The organism is Nonomuraea sp. B5E05 (assembly GCF_039880665.1).
Classification (GTDB): domain Bacteria; phylum Actinomycetota; class Actinomycetes; order Streptosporangiales; family Streptosporangiaceae; genus Nonomuraea.
Genome location: NZ_JBDPMJ010000030.1, coordinates 62,587 through 76,605 on the forward strand (window position 1 = coordinate 62,587; position 14,019 = coordinate 76,605).

Genomic DNA, 14,019 nt, shown 5'->3' on the forward strand with positions numbered 1-14,019 from the left:
GCTTCACGCAGAGGCATGCCATGGATTGGCTCGAACCCTTCCTCAGGCGACCGCCAACCGGAGCTGGGACATCTGGCGGGTGCTTGGCCCTCGCCGCGCTGGTCGTACCGGTCATAGGGCGGGCCGTACGGCGCCGATGAATTCTCGTTCGCGGTAGGGGTCGCCTGCCCAGGTGTCGATGCGTACGGTGCTGCCGGTGGAGGGGGCGTGCACCATGCGGGTGGCGTCGACGGCGATACCGACGTGGTGGATCGTGGCCGGACGGGCGGGGTCGCGGGCGAAGAAGATCAGGTCTCCTGGGCGGATCTGGCTTCTGGGTATGCGGGCGCCGGCGTTCCACTGTGGGGCGGTGTGGCCGCCGATCCGGGCTCCGGCCTTGGCCCAGGCGTATTCGGCCAGGCCGGAGCAGTCGAATCCTCGGATGTGGGCTCCGTGTTGGATGCCGAAGCTGGGGCCGCTGGGGCCGCCGCCGCCCCAGGAGTACGGGACGCCGCGCATGTTCAGGGCGGCCTGCATGGCGATCAGCCCGCGTTCGGCGCCGGCCAGTCCTTCGACAGGCATCACGTCGGGGAATTGCTCGCACGGCCCCGGATCGCACGTCGCCGTGCTTGTGGTGGCGGTGAGGTAGGCCCCTCCCGCGAGTCCGGCGAGCAGGACGACGCCGCCCATCAGACCGGCGGCTGCGGCGATGATCGGGGCCAGACCGGTTTCTGCGATCAACCGCGCGCCCCTGGTTGGGGCCAGTGGTTGGTGAGTTCTGCCAGGCGTAGACGCTGGTTCCGGGCGTCGTGGGGGAGCCAGACGGGACCGTGTGGGCTGGGGCCGGTGACGGCGGTGGCGCATGGCACGCCGGTCTGGATGGCCCGCAGCTGGAGGCGGTCGTGCAGGGTGTTTTCCCTGCGCGCGGAGCTGGTCAGGAACAGGACGGGTGTGGTGATGCCGGTGGCGGCGGTGAGGGCGGCGTAGCCGTCGAGTTTTGCGACGACGCGGCCGATGGTTTCGGTGCCGGTGTCGTATTCGAGGAAGAAATCGATGGTGTGGCCGTTCTCGGTCCAGCGGCCGTAGGCGTCGGGGCGGACGTGGGTGCCCCACTGGCTGGCGCAGCGCCGTTCCGTCCACCAGGTGTGCAGGTGGCATCCGCTGGTACGGCGGGCGGTGCCGTACAGGTGGGTGAAGACGTCGTTGGTGCCGACGGTGTGGGCGAGGCGCTGGCTGTAGGCGATGGACAGGACTCGATCGCGGCGGTAGCCGAACTCGGCCGGTTCGGTGCCGTCTTCGGCGGCCAGGATGACGGCCCCGGTCTCGCCGAGCACGTAGTGCCACGGGGCGGAGCCGGTCGGCGGCTTGGGGCGGAAGCGGTCGAGGACGCCGATGTGGTGCAGTTTGACCAGGCGGTGGCGCGCGGTGGTCGGGTCGTTGAAGGCGATGCGGGCGAGCTGGTGGCTGGTCAGGACCTTGTGGGTCCAGACGAGGCGGAGCAGGTGCCGGTCGCGGCTGGTGAGCCGGGTGGCGAGTGAGGCCATGACGGCTGGTGTGTAGTGCTCGTTCATCCGTGGACGTCTCCTCCTGTGCTGGGCTGCTGCCGCGGGTCGTCCTGCGGCAGGGCTTCGGGACGGCCGGGGGTACGGCCGTGTGCTCGGGCGGCGGCGGCCCGGACGCGTAGCGCCAGGCCGGCGTCCGGGGTGGGGAGGGGATGGGTGCGCAGGGTGAACGGCGGGGTTTCCGCGGAGCGGACGATGAGGCGTGCGGCGGCTTGGTAGGCGCCGAGGTTGGCCAGGTCGTGGCGGGTGAGGTACGGGCTGAAGTGGTGTTCGGTGTCGCGGGCGTCCTCGGGGGAGAGGGTGAAGTAGATCTTGTTGCGGGCGTCTGAGCTGATGGCCTGGTGGAGGTCGCGGGGGAGCTGGGCCAGGTGCTGGTGGGCGAGCACGATCGACAGGCCGTAGGCGCGGGCTTCGGCGAGCATGTCGGACAGGGCGCGGGGGAGGTTGAGGAAGTTCTGGGTCTCGTCGACGTACAGGGCCGAAGGGGCGCGGCTGCGGCCGAGCCGGGCGCGGTGGGAGGCGGCCTGCCAGACCTGGGCGAGCAGGAGTGAGCCGAGCAGGCGGACGGTGTCGTCGCCGAGGACGCCTTTGGGTAGGCGGGCGAGCAGGATCTTGCCGTCCAGGACGTCGCCGACGTCGAAGGTGGACTGGGCGGAGCCCAGGATGTCGCGGACGAACGGGCGGAGCAGGAACGCGCGGAGCTTGTTCATGATGGGCGCGGTGACGTGGGACTGGGCCTGCTCGGACAGGCGTTCGTACCAGGTCCAGAATCCGGCGAGGAACGGGTCGTTCAGCTGCGCGGTGAGCTGGTGGCGGTAGGCGGGGTCGGTGAGCAGGGCGGGGATGTCGGCGAGGGTGCCGCCGCTGCGTGACAGGGTGAGGGCGCAGCCGCGCATGATGTCGTCGCTGCGTGGCCCCCAGGAGTCGGCGTAGATCTTGTGGAAGATGCCGACCAGGTTGTCGGTGAGGGTGTCGGGGTTCGGGCCTGCCAGGACGTTGAGCGCGGGCCGGGAGTGGGGGTCGTCGGGGTCGATGAGCGCGATGCGCTTCCCGGCTTCTTCAGGGATGAGGCCGAGGAGATCGGCGACGAGGTCACCTTTGGCATCGATCACGGCGACGCCGCGCCTTGCCTGGATGTCGGAGAGGATCATGTGGGCGAGCAGGGTGCTCTTGCCGGTGCCGTTCGGGCCGAGGATGTGCGCGTGGTGGCAGGAGTCGGGTACGCGGAGCGCGACCGGGCGTCGGTGGCCGGCGTCGGCGGTGCCGAGCACCTTGCCGTGCTGGGCGACCTGCGGTGTGGGGGCGACCGTGTTGGCTCCGGCCCGTCGCAGGCCGGGGACGGCGGGGTCGGTCGGCAGGTGCGCGAGCGCGGCCAACTCGGGGATCGACAGCAGGAAGCCGCGCCCGAGGCGGCGGGCGGCGAGCGCATGGCCTGGCCGGATCAGCCGGCGTCGTTCGAGCCGGTTGTGGCCGGAGTACAGGGCGAAGGCGGCGGCGATCGCGTGCGCCCGCCCGCGGATGGCTTGACGGCGCAGTGCGGCGGTGCCGCCGTCGTCTGCTTGGACGGTGTAGCGGATGGCCACTTCGTAGCGGGACTGGAGGGCTTTGTCGCGGATGGCGCGGGCTTCGGCGTAGTGCTCCAGCCGTACGGCGTGATCCGGCTCGCGGTGCGGGCGGGAACGTTCGGGAACGACGAGGTCGAGGGCGGCGCGCAGCAGCGCGACGGGGAGGCCCGGACGGGACAGGCGACCGCCGGTGGCGGGCCGGGCCAGGACCTGTACGGCGGCGTGCTGCCAGGCGGGCATGCCCACGCCGGCGCCCAGCAGGGCTCGGAGGGGATCCTGGTCGTGGTCGTCGCGGATCGGCAGGCGCTCCTCGCGGGCGATCACGAACTGCCCGCCGATAGTCCGCCCGCTCAGCGGCACGGGCGGATCCGCTTCCACCACGGTGGTGCGCGCGGAGGGCCAGGCGGCTTCGACCGCGTGGTCCACCAGATGCTGCGGGACGGTGCCGGGGACCCACATGAGGATCCGCACTCCACCCGCTCCGAAGTGGTATTCGAAGGTCAGGTGCGGCTGGCCGAACAGGAAACGCTTCCACGCCGGACGCAGCAGCCCGAGCAGGTTGCCCCACAACGCCTCGGCTCCGGGCAGGTCCGCAGCTGGTGGAGCCAGGATCTCCAGGCAGCGCGCCCCTCGGACCGCCGCGCGGTGACGTAGCCGCAAGAGCACGAACCGGCCCAGACTCACCGTGAACACGCTGGCCGGAACCAGGATCGCAAGGTGCGTGCCGTGCCCGTGCAGCCACGTCAGGACGACGTCCAGCAGGACATCGGGGTCGAGATCGTGGAGGGTCACAGATCCTCCTCGTCGTAGTGGGCGAGTTCCTGCGGGGAGGAGGTGACGAGGCGGTGTTCGCCGGCGCTGGCCAGGACGTGGAAGGCGACCCGGGACGCGCCGGAGCCGGCGGCCAGCAGGCCGGTGCCGCGTTCGGCGGACAGCAGGAGCTGGCGTTCGCCCTCAGATAGGTTGAAGGCGTCGGTCACCGCGTCGATGACCTGGGGTGCCTGCCGGAGCAGGATCTGGGTGGCGGAGTTGGCGATGATCGCCTGTCCGACGGGGGAGCCGAGCAGGTCGGCGGCATCCTGGGTGACCACCGACAGCCCGGCCCAGTGCTTGCGGGCCGCCTTCGCCATCCGGAGCAGGAACCTGGCTCCTTCGGGGTCCTTCATGAGCAGCCACGCCTCGTCGACCACGACCAGCCGGGGACGCCGCTGGTCCGGGTTGGACACGCGCCGCCAGACGGCGTCCAGGGTGAGCAGCGTGCCGACCGTCTTGAGCTCCTCGGGAAGGTCCCGCAGGGAGAACACGATCAGGTGGGAGTCGGGCCGGGTGGTGGTGGGCCCGTCGAAGAGGCGTCGGTGGCTGCCCGTCACGTACGGCGCGAGCCCGGCGGCGATCTCGCTCGCTCGAAGGTCCGCGTCTTCGGTAAGAGCGGTTACCAGATCGCGCATCAGCGGTGCCGGACGGTCCCAGGTGCCTGGATCGAAGGTGATCCCGGCCTGCTTGTACGTGGCGAAAATCGCCCGATCGAGCGCGGCTTTGCCGGTCTTGTCGAGTGGTTCGCCGAGCATGACCGCGACGAGCGTGTGCAGGAACAGCACCCTGCGGGTCAGCGCGTCCCGTCCGTCGGCGGGCAGGTCGAAGGGGTTGAGCCTGACGTCTGGAGCACCCAGGTGCAGGTAGGCGCCGCCGACCGCCTCGCACAGCCGGGCGTACTCGTCCTCGGGGTCGATGACCGCGACCTCGACGCCGGTGTACAGCGAGCGGAGTGCTTCCAGCTTGGCCAGGTACGACTTGCCGGCGCCGCTGCTGGCGATGATGGCCGAGTTGTGGTTGGGCTGGGCGAACCGGTCCCAGGTCACCAGGGAGGCGCTGGCCGCGTTCGCCCCGTACAGCACCGCAGTCGGTCCCGTCTCGGCGGTGAGGTCGGGGCTGGTGAACGGGAACGCGGCGGCCAAGGCCGGGGTGTCGAACGTACGGGTGGCTCCCAGATTGTCGAAGGCCACCGGCAGCGACGACACCCAGCCCTGCAACTGGCGGAAGGCGACCTGGCGGGCGTCCAGGAGCAGGGACGCGGCCAGCGCGCGCACCTGGGCACACGCCTCGTCCAGCTCGTTCTGGCTGGTCGCGTGGACGGTCAGGTAGATCGAGACGCGGAACAGCCGGGCCTGCCCGCGCGCGATGCGCGAGGCGAGGTCCTGGGCGTCCTCGGCGGCCACCTCCGCGCTCGGGTCGAGGAGCCGTCCGTGCTGCTGGTCGCTGCGCAGCCCGGACTCCAGCCGGGCCAGCTGCTTGCGCAGCCGATCGGCGGCGACCAGGGACGGCACCGGATCCACGTGCAGCGACACGTCCAGACGGCCGGGGTAGGTCAGCAGCGGCTCCAGCCACCCGGAGTGGACCTCCCGCGGATACCCGCTGACGGCCAGCGTCGCGCACAACCCACCGCCCACCCGCAGATGGGACGGCCGGACCAGCACCGCCTCCGGCCCCAGCCCTGCGCGACTTGACCGTGTACGTCGAAGTTTCACCGGTGCTCTCCCTTCGTGATGACCTCGCTGGGCTCGGCGAGCTGATCGCGGGGCAGGGGCGGCGCGGCCGGGTCGAAGCAGGACGCCAGTACGGCGCTTGTAACCTCGGCGTTCAGCAGCCTGACCGTGATTCCGCAGCCCGGCAGGAGCCGCGTGGCCTCCTCCACCCGCCGCAGCGCACGCGCCGCCGCCGCGTCCTGCCCACCGTCGGAGGGCTCGCGGACGATCAGCAGGACCTGGCGGCGGAGCAGGTCATGCCGGGCGGACAGGTCGGCCAGGAACGCCGCGTGCTCGTGCGCGGCGGCCGTCAACGCCGGATGAGCCAGATCACCGGCGCCCTCCACCAGCTGGTTGATCGCCGGAGCGAGGTCCACCCGCTGGGCGCGCAGCAAAATCTGCGCCGGACCGGACAGCGAGTTGAGCCAGCGCCCGAACGTCGTCACGAGCGCGTCCTGCTCCGCGGGCGTACGCAGCGCGAAGCTGACCGTGGACACCTCCGCCACCGCGGCGACGCCGTCCGGTCCGAGATCGATCAACCCGTCCCCGATCACCCCACGAGCAGGCAGCCGCAGCGGAGCCGGACGGGCACCGGTGCGAGCAGCCACCCACACCGGAGCCGCCGGAGTCTGGTCGAGCGAGGAGGTCAGAGCCTTCGGCGCGAACAGGTGGCGCAGCGCGGCCAGCAGATAACGGTCCAGCGGGACACCGTCACGCCGCCCGACGGCCAGCAGCAGCCCCGCCACCGCGACCGGCAGAGCTCCGGCGGCGAACACCAGCAACCCGATGCGTTCCCCGGCGATCAGGTACGCGCCGTACAGCAGGGCTGCGGTTCCGCCGAGAATGGCCACCTGACGGGCGGTGAACCCGCCGACGATCCGGTCGTCCTGCTCCACGTCGGCGGGGATCCGTGTCGGCCAGCTCACCTGCGCTCACCCCCCGTATCAGGCGGGGTACGCCGTCGCGGAGCCGTGGTGTTGCCGGGATAGACGGGCGGCAGGAACACGGCCGGCGGAACCGGAGGCCGAGGTCGGGAAGGAGGGTGGTGATCGGACGGCCCCTGGCCGGTCGAGCTCGGTTGCTGCACCCAGCGTTGGGGACCAGCGCTGGTGTTCGTGACGCGGACCGGCGGCGCGGACGACGAAGGTGTGACCACCGTCGTGTTTCGCTGGTCGCGGGTGCCGGTCGGTGGGCGGTTGCCCTGGCCGGGCCCGCCGTGGGGTGGAGGGCCGGATGGCGGCCCGCCTGGTCTGCGCTGACCGGCAGGGCCAGGCGGTCCGCCTCCGGGTGGACGGCGTGGTGGTAGCACCCTGCCCTGCATCCCATGGGCTGCCCGGGTCCCGGAAGAGGCGCGAGCTCCGCGACCCAGGTGCAGGGCGTTCAGCACGGGCGAGGTGAGCTTGTAGGCCAGGGCGTACTTGACGATCCGCGTGATCGTCGAGCCACGCCTGGCCGTCTGGGCGAAGAGCCGCCGCGTGACCCAGCGAGGTATACGGACCAGGATGATCAACATGCAGATGGCGAGGACCAGGTTGATGAGCTGGCCGGACGGTATGAGCCCGAGCACCAGGCGCCCGTCCTGGTTGAAGAAGATCCGTACCGTCATCACCAGCGCCAGCGACTGCGCCACCTGAACGGTCAACAGCCCGGTGAAGGCCCGCCACCAGAACCGGGCCAGCCCATCGGTGTACGGGAGCGCCAGGCAGGCGAGCGCCAGCGGCGCGGCCACGACCAGCAACAGCACCAGCGCGGCGCGCATCACGAAGGTGATCAGCAGCAGGGTCAGCAGGATTACCGCGACCAGCGCGAGCAGGATGTAGAAGCTCTCGTCCTGCGCCGGAGGAACGATCATGAAGCGGAGCGTCGTCAATGCCCGCCGACCGTCGAAGTCCTGCCCGAGCAGCGCCTGTGACAGCGCGTTGGCCAGCTCGATGATCTTTCCGCAGATGGTGAAGCTCGTGTTCGTGGCCAGGACGGCGACCAGCAGCCGGGGCAGCACCTCTTTGACCGCGTACCGGGTCTGGACCGTCTCGTGCCCCATCGCCGCGATCGCGCCGATCGTGGCCAGCAGCACGAACGCGCTGTTGGCGATCACAGCGCTCGCCTGCCACAGGTCGTACACCCTGGGGCTGGCGGACACGTCCGGTGTGGCGAGCAGCGTCATCGACAGGACCTTCAGCATCGGCTCGACCGCCAGCGTTACCAGGTTGGCGAACCACGAGTTGATCCAGCCCGCGATCCAGTCCCCGATGCCGAACATCGACCCGGGCGTGCCGATGGAGAGATCCCCCGGCGGCAACAGCGGCGGGGAAGGCTCGGGCGAGGGCGTCGGCGAAGGGGCGCTGGCGGCGGCAGGGGCTGCCGTCATAGCGGCAACGCATCCGGCAATGACTGCAACGGTGGTGGCGAGGCGCGGCATGGCGGTCAACCGCCCACGATGCGCTTGAGCACGCTCATGAACAGCGGCGCCAGCACCGCGAGCGCGTATCCGAACGCCGCTGCCTTGAGCGCTGCCTTGGCCTTCTGGATCTCCCCGGGGTCGCCGCCGGCGATCAGGTAGCGCAGCCCGCCGACGGTCAGCATGAGGGTGGCAAGTGTGGCCAGCAGCCCGATCAGCCAGTTCCGCAGGTTGGTGAACACCGTGTTCAGGTCGGCCGGAGCGGCGGCCAGTGCTGCGGTTGCCACCACGGCAACCAGCAGCACGGCGATTGCCGCTGCGGCAACGACCGACAGGGCAAGGCTACGCAGGCAGGGCTTGCCGCGTCGGGGTTGCCGCGTGTGCCGCCTCCTGGCTCGTCCGGCGACGGATGGGTGGTTGGGAGAGATCCGCGCGGAGCCAGGGATGGTGTCCCTGTCTCCCTTCAGCTCGGTTGCCGTGTCTGCATCCGGAGTTTCCTGGCTCCGCGCGGAAGAGGTGGGGGAAGGCAGGGTGGGTTCGGTTTCCGGCAGCCACAGCCTGCTGACCTGCGAGGCGTCGTGCCGGTTCTGCGGCCGGAGGACCAGGCCGCCGTCTCGCAGAGGTACGTCCTGCAGCCGGGTGAGCATGATCAGCTCGGCGTCGAGCTCGTTGAGCGTCCCGTCGTCGACCGCGTCGAGGAGGACCAGATCGGGGTGGTGCCACGGGCGGCCAGCAGGCGGCGGCTCACCGTCCTGCCGCTGCCGCTCGGCCTTGGCCAGCAGGTAGCGGCGAGCGCTCTCGCCCGAGCAGCGGGCCGCCTCGCAGAGACGGCGCCGGATGTGGGGCAGGTCGGTGTCCACGCGGTGCAGGGCCCGCAGGAAACCGGCCAGGATCGCGATGTCGACGTCCACAGGGTCACCACACGCCAGCTCGCGCGTCAGGGAGAGGGCTGTCCTGCGCAGAGCCGGCATCGCCATGCCGGCGGCGGCGACCGTCCAGGCTGATTGCGGTTGCCGGGCCCGGGTGATGAGTTCCGTCCAGACGGCGTCTCTGGCCTGCTGGGTGACGTTCTGGCTGGTGAGCAGCACACGCAACTCCAGCAGCTCGATCGGCCCGCGAGGCAGGCCGGGCGCGAACGCCGTGCAGTCCAAGGACAGGCATCCGGGGCCGGTGCTCAGCAGTCGAAACGAGGTTTCCGCCGTGTCCAAGGGCGATTCGGTGAGGCGATGTGCGCTCATGTCGTGCTCCGATTCGAGAAAGCTCCCGTGGTCTCGAAACCGGTCTACGCAGCCCCTCAGAAACCACTCAGAGAAGCGTTGGGAATCAGCTCAGAAATTTCTCAGAAGAAGTGCCATCAGGACTGGGTTAGCGGTCGTGCACCCTTGTTTCTGAGCGACTTCTGAGCCCGCTGCTTGCCTGGTCACACGCCACCAACACCGTGTTCGCGGTGCTGGAGGCGCGCATCCGGAAACCGTGTCCCGACAACAGCGATGGAGAAGTCGAATGACATCTTCGCGAGCATCAACAACCGCAAACTGACCAATCCCGCTCAGTCGGAAGCCCGGCGCCTGGTTATTTCACCGATCAGGCTTCAGACCGCTCGGGCCTTCACCGCCTGGACTCACCGTCACCTTCTCGCGCCCGCCGACGCCGAATTCGTCCTCGGCGTCCGCAACGGCAACGCGACGCTGGTCGGCGTCGTCTTCGCCGGCCCGCCCCGCTCGTGGCGAGACGACGACGGCTCCACGGTGGAGATCTGCTGCCTGGCCACCGACGGGACACCGGGCGCCGAACGAGCGCTCGTGGGGGCGACGTGGTGGGCGGCCCGGGTCAAGGGCTACCGACGGATGGTCGTCGGCGCCTACCCCGGTGGTGCGCGCGCGAGCGAAGCGCTGTGGCTGGCCCGGACGGTCGGGGGCTGCCGATGACCGTATTGAGACAGCCGTACTGGCACGGCGACCAGGCCGCCATCTACCACGGCGACGCCCGGCAGGTGCTCTCCGCGATGCCCGCGGGCTCGGTGGACTGCATCGTGACGAGTCCTCCGTACTGGGGGCTGCGGCACTACTGCGACGGCCAGTACGGCCAGGAACCCACCATCGAGGCGTACGTCGAGACCCTGCGCTCCACCTTCGCCGAAGCCCGCAGGGTCCTGGCGGACGAGGGCACCTGCTGGCTCAACCTCGGCGACCTCTACGCCGCCAACTCCGACGGCTGCGCCCGCGGCGCGGACTTCAACCCGCGCCAGCCCCTCGTACGGCCCAAAGCCCGCCGGTCGGTACCGCCGAAGAACCTGCTCGGCATGCCGTGGCGGGTCGCCTTCGCCCTGCAAGAGGACGGCTGGATCCTGCGTAACGCCATCGTCTGGCACAAACCGAACGCGATGCCGCAGTCCGTCCGCGACCGCCTGTCCAACCGGTACGAGCTGATCTTCCTGCTGGTCAAACAGCGGCACTACGGCTTCGACCTGGACCCGATCCGCCAGCCCTACACCGGCGACCGCCCGATCACCAGACGGTCACGCTCGGGCGGCACCAAGCCGAACAGCATCACCACCCCCTGGCCGCCACCCGGCAAGTACGGCACAACCGGCCAGGACGCGGCAGGCCCGCGCCACGGGGCGGCAATGCGGCCCACGGGTGAGCGGCACACCGCCTGCCACCCGGGCGGCCGGAACCCCGGGGACGTGTGGTCGATCCCCACCCGCCCGCTCCGGGCGGCACACTTCGCCGCCTTCCCGATCGACATCCCGCTGCGAGCCATTGCCGCCGGTTGCCGCCCCGGCGGCAAGGTTCTGGACCCGTTCATGGGCAGCGGCACCACCGGCATAGCCGCCCGGCGACTCGGCCGCACCTTCGCCGGCATCGAACTGAACGCCGCCTACTGCGACCTGGCCCGTACCCGCCTCACGGATGCGGAGGGCCAGGGTGTCTGACCAGCCACAAAGGGCCTGCCCAGGGCCTCCGGAAACGACCGCGGAGGCGTACCCTGCAGGGCCCGCACGGGTCCCCCCGGGCGACGGAAGCGCTGGGCGCAAGCGTGAACTGCGAGTGGAGGTACCCGAGACGAGCCCGTCTCTGACCGCCGGGGCAGCTCGTGCGCTCCTGCGCATTCTCCTGACATGGAACGACGCTGACACGACGTCAGCAGAAAGGAAGGAAGACTGAATGATCCCGTTCGCCTTCTGGGGGCGGGTGTCCACGGAGGACAACCAGGACCCCATCTCGTCGAGGAACTGGCAGCTGTCGCGGTCACGAGCGCTGATCGAGCCTCGTGGAGGGGTGATCGTCGCGGAGTTCTTCGACATCGACAAGTCTCGATCGATCCCGCCGCAACGCAGGCCGCAGGCTGCGAACCTGCTCGGTGAGCTGCGAAACCCGAACCGCGGGTTCGACGCCGTCGTGGTCGGTGAGCCCCAACGCGCCTTCTACGGTAACCAGTTCGGCAACACCTTTGAGCTCTTCAACCACTACGGAGTGCCCTTGTGGGTGCCCGAGGTCGGTGGGGCGATCGACCCCACCAACGAAGCACACGAGCTGATCATGCTGATGTTCGGCGGGATCAGCAAAGGGGAGCGCAACCGCATCAAGATGCGCGTCCGCACCACCATGGAAGCGCAGGCGAAGATCGAAGGACGCTTCCTGGGCGGGCGCCCGCCGTACGGTTACCGCCTGATGGATGCGGGACCTCATCCCAACCCGAGCAAGGCGGCAGACGGAAAGCGGCTTCACCGCCTGGAGCCGGACCCGCTGACGGCTCCCTACGTGGCAAGGATCTTCGAGGACTTCGTTCAGGGACAGGGCCTCTACCTGATCGCCGAAGGGCTGACCAAGGAGGGCATCCCATGCCCGTCCGCCTACGACAGGGCCCGCAACCGACACCGCTCGGGCGTGGCCTGGTCCAAGTCGGCCGTTCGAACGATCCTTCTCAACCCGCGCTACACCGGTCGCCAGGTCTGGAACAAGCAGCACAAGCAGGAGGAGCTTCTGGACGTCAACGACGTCACCCAGGGACATGTGACCAAGCTGAAGTGGAACTCCGAAGAGCAGTGGGTGTGGTCGGAGGCGGTCGTCCACGAGCCGCTCATCGACACCGAGACGTTCGAGAAGGCGCAGGCGCTGCTGTCGGCCAACGGGCGGCCGGCGAGGCAGCGCAAACCCCGAAGGACCCCGCGCCCCTACGTTCTCCGCCACCTGCTCCACTGCGGCGTGTGCGAGCGGCGGATGGAAGGCACCTGGAACAACGGCCGTGCCCACTACAGGTGCAAGTTTCCCGTCGAGTACGCCTTGGCGAACAAGATCGAGCACCCACGTACGGTCTACGTCCGCGAGGACCACATCCTCGCGGAGCTGGATCCGTGGCTCGGCCGGATCTTCGACCCGGCAGCTCTGGAGGAGACAGTCCGGGCTCTCATGGACGCCCAGAACAACGAGATGGACCGCATCGCCATCGAAGCCGCTCGCAAGACGATCGATGACTGCGACCAGCGGATGACTCGTTACAGGGCGACCCTGGACGCGGGCGGCGACCCGCAGGAGATCGGCACGTGGATGGCCGAAACCCGGGCCGAACGCATGCAGGCCGAAGGACGCATGCGGGCGATCAACAGGAAGCGTGAGATCACAGAGAAGGAGATCAAGGAGATGATTCCGGCGATGGCCGAGTTCCCCAAGATCCTCAAGGCGGCCGATCCTCTAGACAGGAACGACCTCTACAAACAGATGGGCCTCCACCTCGTCTATGACCCCTCGGGGAGGGTTGTCACAGTCGAAGCGAGGCCCAACATGTACCAGAGTGCGTGTCCGAGGGGGGACTTGAACCCCCATGCCCATCACTGGGCACTAGCACCTCAAGCTAGCGCGTCTGCCTATTCCGCCACCCGGACTTGGTGCCTGCACGTGGAACCGTCATCCCGCGTCGGCTCAGTAAGGCTAGCAAACTCTGAGGGGTGCGTCATACCGAGAATCCGGCTTGCTGCCGAAAGGTGGCTCCGGGGGCCCGGGAAGACCGGGTGATGGCCCGTCGCGGGGTCGCTGATGGGCCGCTCATGACGTACGCCAGAGCGCATTAGCCCAGTTGGGGGTGGTTTGGGCTGTGTGGCGTTGGTGAATTTCTGGGGTCGCGGTGAAAAGGCCTTGCGACAACCTTGGGTACTGCTACGGTTACGGACCGTTGAGGGGTGAGAGTCCACGGACCGGCTCCACTCACGATGGGGCCGGTTCTGGATAGCGGGAGGTCACGTGGCGCGCGCGGCGATGCATCAGCCGAGGGAGAAGTCCCTCGCTGTGCGTCGCCTGCCCGTGACCTCCCAGGGGCAGGACACGGCCACCGATCGGGTCGACCGGATGGCGCGGTTCGCGGCCGGTGCCCGTCGGCTCGTCATGCGGGCAACCGCGATCGGCTTCCTGGTAGCCGCCGGGTGGTTGCTCGCTGTTCTGTTCGGCATGCTCACCGCCGCTCCGGCGGCCGCGGACTCCACCGCGGCGACGGGAGCGTCCACAACAGCGGCCGCGGGGCTTCCCGCGTCCGCGACATCGGCCGCGGATCTGTCCGCGACTGCAGCAGCGGCCGCGGGGCTTCCCGTGACCGAAACCGCCGCGGTCCCCTCCGCGGTCACAGAAGTCGGCGCGTCGGCCGCCTCCCTCGACCCTGACCACGTCTCGGCGTCCGACAACGCCGAAGCCATGGCGGGGCGCACGGTCGACGGCCTCAACAGCCAGCAGGATCCTGGCCTGCCGACACCGTCCACCGCCGGCCAGATCCTGGACACCAACGGCTTGGTGCCCAACGGCGGTGGCAGCGGCCCCTTCGGGCCCGCCACTGGGGATGTCGCGAGGTCAGTGTTCGACCCGCGGCTCGAGGCGCGGCGTGCACCTCCGGCGTACGTGCTTCCCCCCGTCGTCCGCACAGCGGCGGACGACCCTTCTTTCTCACCTGACTGATCCCCGCCCGTGCACCGGCCGGTCACGCGCGACGGAAACGGAAGACGTCGC

General features: G+C 69.8%; 11 protein-coding genes and 1 tRNA gene. 3 read left to right on the plus strand and 9 right to left on the minus strand.

All coding sequences use genetic code 11. The annotated features are described in order from the left end of the window. Positions 1 to 111: 111 nt before the first annotated feature. The 7 genes from ABGB01_RS38370 to ABGB01_RS38400 are packed head-to-tail and all read right to left on the minus strand — an operon-like array spanning position 112 to position 9,264. Positions 112 to 720: a C40 family peptidase gene (locus ABGB01_RS38370; RefSeq protein ID WP_347778564.1), complete on the minus strand. Its 609-nt coding sequence runs from the start codon at positions 718 to 720 to the stop codon at positions 112 to 114. Further along, positions 717 to 1,550 carry a replication-relaxation family protein gene (locus tag ABGB01_RS38375; RefSeq protein WP_347778565.1) on the minus strand — a complete coding sequence of 278 codons (834 nt, stop codon included), beginning with the start codon at positions 1,548 to 1,550 and terminating at the stop codon, positions 717 to 719. Before ABGB01_RS38375 ends, ABGB01_RS38370 begins: the two co-directional genes overlap by 4 nt. Continuing rightward, entirely contained in the window at positions 1,547 to 3,898 is a 2,352-nt protein-coding gene (locus ABGB01_RS38380) for a TraM recognition domain-containing protein (RefSeq protein WP_347778566.1), read from the minus strand. The genes ABGB01_RS38375 and ABGB01_RS38380 overlap by 4 nt, the downstream gene beginning before the upstream one ends. After that, positions 3,895 to 5,631 carry an ATP-binding protein gene (locus ABGB01_RS38385; protein WP_347778568.1) on the minus strand — a complete coding sequence of 579 codons (1,737 nt, stop codon included), beginning with the start codon at positions 5,629 to 5,631 and terminating at the stop codon, positions 3,895 to 3,897. The genes ABGB01_RS38380 and ABGB01_RS38385 overlap by 4 nt, the downstream gene beginning before the upstream one ends. Then, positions 5,628 to 6,554: a PrgI family protein gene (locus ABGB01_RS38390; RefSeq protein WP_347778569.1), complete on the minus strand. Its 927-nt coding sequence runs from the start codon at positions 6,552 to 6,554 to the stop codon at positions 5,628 to 5,630. Before ABGB01_RS38390 ends, ABGB01_RS38385 begins: the two co-directional genes overlap by 4 nt. Next, on the minus strand, positions 6,551 to 7,996 hold the full coding sequence (locus ABGB01_RS38395) for a conjugal transfer protein TrbL family protein (protein WP_347778570.1): 1,446 nt from the start codon (positions 7,994 to 7,996) through the stop codon (positions 6,551 to 6,553). The genes ABGB01_RS38390 and ABGB01_RS38395 overlap by 4 nt, the downstream gene beginning before the upstream one ends. Before the next feature lie 56 nt (positions 7,997 to 8,052). After that, positions 8,053 to 9,264, minus strand: coding sequence for a hypothetical protein (locus tag ABGB01_RS38400; RefSeq protein ID WP_347778571.1), 1,212 nt, complete (start codon positions 9,262 to 9,264; stop codon positions 8,053 to 8,055). A gap of 252 nt (positions 9,265 to 9,516) precedes the next feature. Between ABGB01_RS38400 and ABGB01_RS38405 the strand changes: the two genes are divergently transcribed. After that, positions 9,517 to 9,954 carry an XF1762 family protein gene (locus tag ABGB01_RS38405; RefSeq protein ID WP_347778572.1) on the plus strand — a complete coding sequence of 146 codons (438 nt, stop codon included), beginning with the start codon at positions 9,517 to 9,519 and terminating at the stop codon, positions 9,952 to 9,954. Beyond that, positions 9,951 to 10,961: a site-specific DNA-methyltransferase gene (locus ABGB01_RS38410; protein WP_347778574.1), complete on the plus strand. Its 1,011-nt coding sequence runs from the start codon at positions 9,951 to 9,953 to the stop codon at positions 10,959 to 10,961. The genes ABGB01_RS38405 and ABGB01_RS38410 overlap by 4 nt, the downstream gene beginning before the upstream one ends. Positions 10,962 to 11,277: 316 nt before the next feature. Here ABGB01_RS38410 and ABGB01_RS38415 read toward each other — a convergent pair whose 3' ends face one another. Further along, complete coding sequence (locus tag ABGB01_RS38415) at positions 11,278 to 12,042, minus strand: hypothetical protein (RefSeq protein WP_347778576.1); 765 nt, start codon at positions 12,040 to 12,042, stop codon at positions 11,278 to 11,280. A gap of 783 nt (positions 12,043 to 12,825) precedes the next feature. Then, positions 12,826 to 12,911: transfer RNA gene (locus ABGB01_RS38420), tRNA-Leu, on the minus strand. 355 nt (positions 12,912 to 13,266) lie between these two features. On the opposite strand from ABGB01_RS38420, the gene ABGB01_RS38425 reads away from it, so the two are divergent. Next, complete coding sequence (locus tag ABGB01_RS38425; RefSeq protein ID WP_347778577.1) at positions 13,267 to 13,968, plus strand: hypothetical protein; 702 nt, start codon at positions 13,267 to 13,269, stop codon at positions 13,966 to 13,968. The last annotated feature ends 51 nt before the right edge of the window (positions 13,969 to 14,019 follow it).

What these genes read in the sequence shown, in the direction of transcription:
- ABGB01_RS38375 (WP_347778565.1), bottom strand. Translation starts at nt 1,550, where the DNA reads ATGAACGAGCACTACACACCAGCCGTCATGGCCTCACTCGCCACCCGG.
- ABGB01_RS38395 (WP_347778570.1), bottom strand. Translation starts at nt 7,996, where the DNA reads ATGACGGCAGCCCCTGCCGCCGCCAGCGCCCCTTCGCCGACGCCCTCG.
- ABGB01_RS38400 (WP_347778571.1), bottom strand. Translation starts at nt 9,264, where the DNA reads ATGAGCGCACATCGCCTCACCGAATCGCCCTTGGACACGGCGGAAACC.
- ABGB01_RS38405 (WP_347778572.1), top strand. Translation starts at nt 9,517, where the DNA reads ATGGAGAAGTCGAATGACATCTTCGCGAGCATCAACAACCGCAAACTG.
- ABGB01_RS38410 (WP_347778574.1), top strand. Translation starts at nt 9,951, where the DNA reads ATGACCGTATTGAGACAGCCGTACTGGCACGGCGACCAGGCCGCCATC.
- ABGB01_RS38415 (WP_347778576.1), bottom strand. Translation starts at nt 12,042, where the DNA reads ATGTCCCTGGGTGACGTCGTTGACGTCCAGAAGCTCCTCCTGCTTGTG.